Consider the following 3,677-nt stretch of genomic DNA (forward strand, 5'->3'; position numbering starts at 1 on the left):
AGCGTGTGCCCGGTGTTGGCGGCGAGCCCCGCGCCGACCCCGGCCAGCGCCATGATCAGCACCACGCTGGTGACGTAGGCGGGTCACCGCATGCGGTGACCCACCTCGACGTTTGCGTTCCCCTCCCGGCACCGGCCCGTCGCGGTCGTGCGTCTCCCGCGTCCCCGTGGCCCCGCGGCCGCCGTCGCCGTCCTGCCGCACCGTCCGTGCACGGGTGGCGGCAGCCTCCCGACGGAAGGGTCCGCCGCCCGACGGAGGAGCACAGGCCCCACACGGAGCGGTGCCCGGGCCCGAACCGTCGTCGGCGGTTCGGGCCCGGGCACCGTCCGGTGGAGAGGCCTCAGGCGCTCACGGCAAGGCTCAGTCCTCCCGCTCCCGCCGCGTCGTCAGCCACTCCGACATGGCCTCCCACGCCGCTCCCAGCATGTCGGGCCGTGCCATGTCCGAGTGTCCGCAGGGGAGACGGACGGAGGTGACCTGCCGGGTGAGGTAGGGCTGCCACAGGGACTCGAACGAGAAGTCCGCCGGCTTTCCCTCCTCCGCGATGAGCAGCAGCGTGTCCCCGCCGAAGGTGCCGTACGCATGGCGGTCCCTCAGCGTCGCGTTGTTGTCGAACACGCGGGTCAGCAGGGCGACTTCGTCGTCGTCGACTCCGCCCAGCACCGGACCGAGTTCGGCGCGGACGCGCTGCGCCAGGCGTGCCGGGCCGTCGGCCGCGTCGCTCCGGGGAGTCACGGCCCCGGTTCCCGGAATGGGCGGGAACGCGTCCATGAGGACCAGCGACACCTCCTCGCCCTCGGCCTCGAGCCGCACCGCGATCTCGTGTGCGGGAGTTCCTCCGAAGGACCAGCCCACGAGGTGGTACGGACCCGACGGCTGCAGCGCGCGAATGCGGTTCACGTACTCGGCGGCCATGTCGGCGACCGAGACCGCCGGCTCCCCGGAGCCGTCGAGGCCCTGCGCCTGGAGCCCGTACAGCGGGTGCTCCTGGGGAATGAAGCGGGCGAACGGCATGTAGCACCAGCTCAGCCCGCCCGCGGGGTGGACGAAGAAGAACGCCGGTGCGGTGCCGCCGGTCCGGATCGACAGTACGCCGCCGAGGGCGTCCTGCACCGACGTCAGGCCGAACGTCTGCATCAGCCGTGCCGGTGTCGGGTTGGTGATCAGGGTGCGCAGCGGCACGGTGACGCCCTTGCCCCGCAACCGCTCCACCAGCGAGACCGCCATGAGCGAGTGGCCGCCGAGCGCGAAGAAGTCGTCGTCGACGCCGACCGTCCGCACGCCCAGGACGTCGGCGAACGTCTCGCACACCAGGGCTTCGAGCGCGCCTGCGGCGCCCCGGCCCGGCGAGGGTTCCCCGGCGGTCCCCGCCGCGAAGGCGGGGGCGGGCAGGGCCCTGCGGTCGACCTTGCCGTTCAGCGTCAGTGGCAGGGAGTCCAGGACCGTCACCGAGGACGGCACCATGTAGCTCGGCAGCCACTCGGCCGCGAAGTCCCGCACCGATCCGGCCAGCGTGCCCGGATCGGCGCCGCCGGCCGCGGGGACGACGTAGGCGACCAGTCGCTTGCCGCCCTGAGGGTCCTCGTGCACGACGACGGCCACCTGGCTCAGGTGCGGGTGCCCGTCGAGCACCTCCTCGATCTCGCCCGGCTCGATCCTGAAGCCGCGGATCTTCACCTGGTCGTCCGAGCGGCCGGCGAACTCCAGGTTTCCGTCCGCCCGCCACCGGACCCGGTCGCCCGTCCGGTACATGCGTTCACCGGCGGCCCCCAGCGAGCACGCCACAAAGCGCTCCGCCGTCAGACCGGGCCGCCCCAGGTACCCCCGGGCCAGCCCCGCACCGGCCAGGTACAGCTCGCCGACCACCCCGACCGGTACAGGGTTGAGGGAGTCGTCGAGCACGTAGGCACGGGTGTTGGCGATCGGAGCACCGATCGGCACGGTGCTCGACTCCAGTCCGGGGCGGCAGCGCCACGCGATGGCGTCCACCGTCGTCTCCGTGGGGCCGTAGGTGTTGAACAGCACCCGCCTGGCCGACCAGCGTTCCATCACCTCGGGAGGGCATGCCTCGCCGCCCACCTCGAGGACCACTCCGGTCCCGATCGCTCCCTCCGGCACCGTCGCCAGGGCCGCGGGGGGCAGCGTGGCGTGCGTCACGGCCTGCTCGGTCATGAACTCGGCCAGTTCCGCGCCGAGCCGCCGGTCCTGGGGCACGACCACCAGGGCCGCTCCCGACAGCAGGGCGAGCGACCACTCCGAGCAGAAGTTGTCGAACCCGACCGACGCGAACTGCGCCACCCGGTGGCCCGGTCGTACACCGAACCGTGCGTGGCTGGCCGACAGGTTGGCGAACCCTGCGTGCGAGACGACCACGCCCTTGGGCCGGCCGGTCGAGCCGGAGGTGTAGATGACGTACGCCGGGTTCTGCCTGTGCGGCGGCGCCGGCGGGACCGCGTCCCGGGTGTCTCCCGCGTCGGGCTCCCCGGGCGTGTCCAGCACCAGCACCGGTACGTCGCAGTCCTGCGGCACCATCCGCCTGCAGTGTGCCGTGGTCAGGATGCACACGGGCCCGGCGTCGTCGAGCGTGTAGGCGACTCGCTCGACGGGGTGGTCGGGATCGATGGGCAGATAGGCGCCGCCGGCCTTGAGCACGGCGAGGATCGCCACGATCAGCTCGGCGGAGCGCTCGGTGAGCACCGCCACCACCGACTCCGGACCCACGCCGTGCTCCGACGCCAGGCGACGGGCCAGCCGGTTCGCCCGCGTATCCAGCTCGCCGTAGGTCACCTCGGAGCCGTCGCACACGATCGCGACGGCGTCCGGTGTCCGGGCCGCCTGCGCCGCGAACAGCTCCGGCACCGTGGCCGCCTCGACCGGAGTGCCGGTGTCGTTCCAGTCCGCCAGCATGCGCCGCTGCCCGGCCTCGTCGAGCACGTTCACCGCGGCCAGTCTGCCCTCCGGGCCGTACTCCAGCGCGGCCACCAGGTTGTCGAGGCAGGTGTGCAGGAGTCGGCACATCTCCTGCCCGTCCACCGACCGGACCGCTTCCACGGTCAGCCCGAACCCGGCCCCGAGATCGTCCACCGACACGGCGACCGGGTAGTTGGTGGTGTCCCGGGCGAACACCATCCGGATGCCCCTGGGCGCGGCGCCGTCCTCCTTGCGGGGCTCCCCGCTCGGGCGCTGACTGTGCCGGAAGTTGAAGATCGACGTGAACAGCGGAGTGCCGCCGGGGACGCCGCTGGCCTGCTGTGCCAGGGTCAGCGGGGCGTGCTCGTGCACCATGAGCTCCGCCATCTGGCTCCGCAGGCCCTCCAGTGCCTCTCCGACACCGCTGGCGCCGACGCGGACCCGTACGGGCAGGGTGTTCAGGAAGAGACCCGGCACCCGGTCCGCACCCGTTCCGGCGTTCATGCGTCCGAAGAGCACGGTGCCGAAGACGACGTCGTCGCGGCCGCTGACCGTCGCCAGGACACGGGCCCAGGCCAGGTGGAACACGGTGGCCGGGCTCACTCCGAGTGAGCGGGCGACGTCGCGCACCCGCCGGCCGAGCTCGTCGTCGACGTCCAGGTGGGAGCGTTCGACGTCGCTGCCGTCGCCGTGCACGTCGAGCAGGCCGTAGGGGGCGGTGGTCTCCTCCACGTCCCCGAGCAGGCCGGTGAAGTAGCGCTCGTGCT

The 3,677-nt window shown here is 72.8% G+C and carries 1 protein-coding gene; it reads right to left on the reverse strand.

From position 1 onward, the window contains the following. Positions 1–360 precede the first annotated feature (360 nt). Positions 361–3,677, reverse strand: a 3,317-nt coding sequence (locus tag ABTY20_RS29935; RefSeq protein ID WP_352000269.1) for a non-ribosomal peptide synthetase, incomplete at its 5' end; no start/stop codon positions are given.

It is taken from the genome of Streptomyces sp. NPDC126497 (genome assembly GCF_040302425.1).
In the GTDB taxonomy this organism is placed as follows: domain Bacteria; phylum Actinomycetota; class Actinomycetes; order Streptomycetales; family Streptomycetaceae; genus Streptomyces.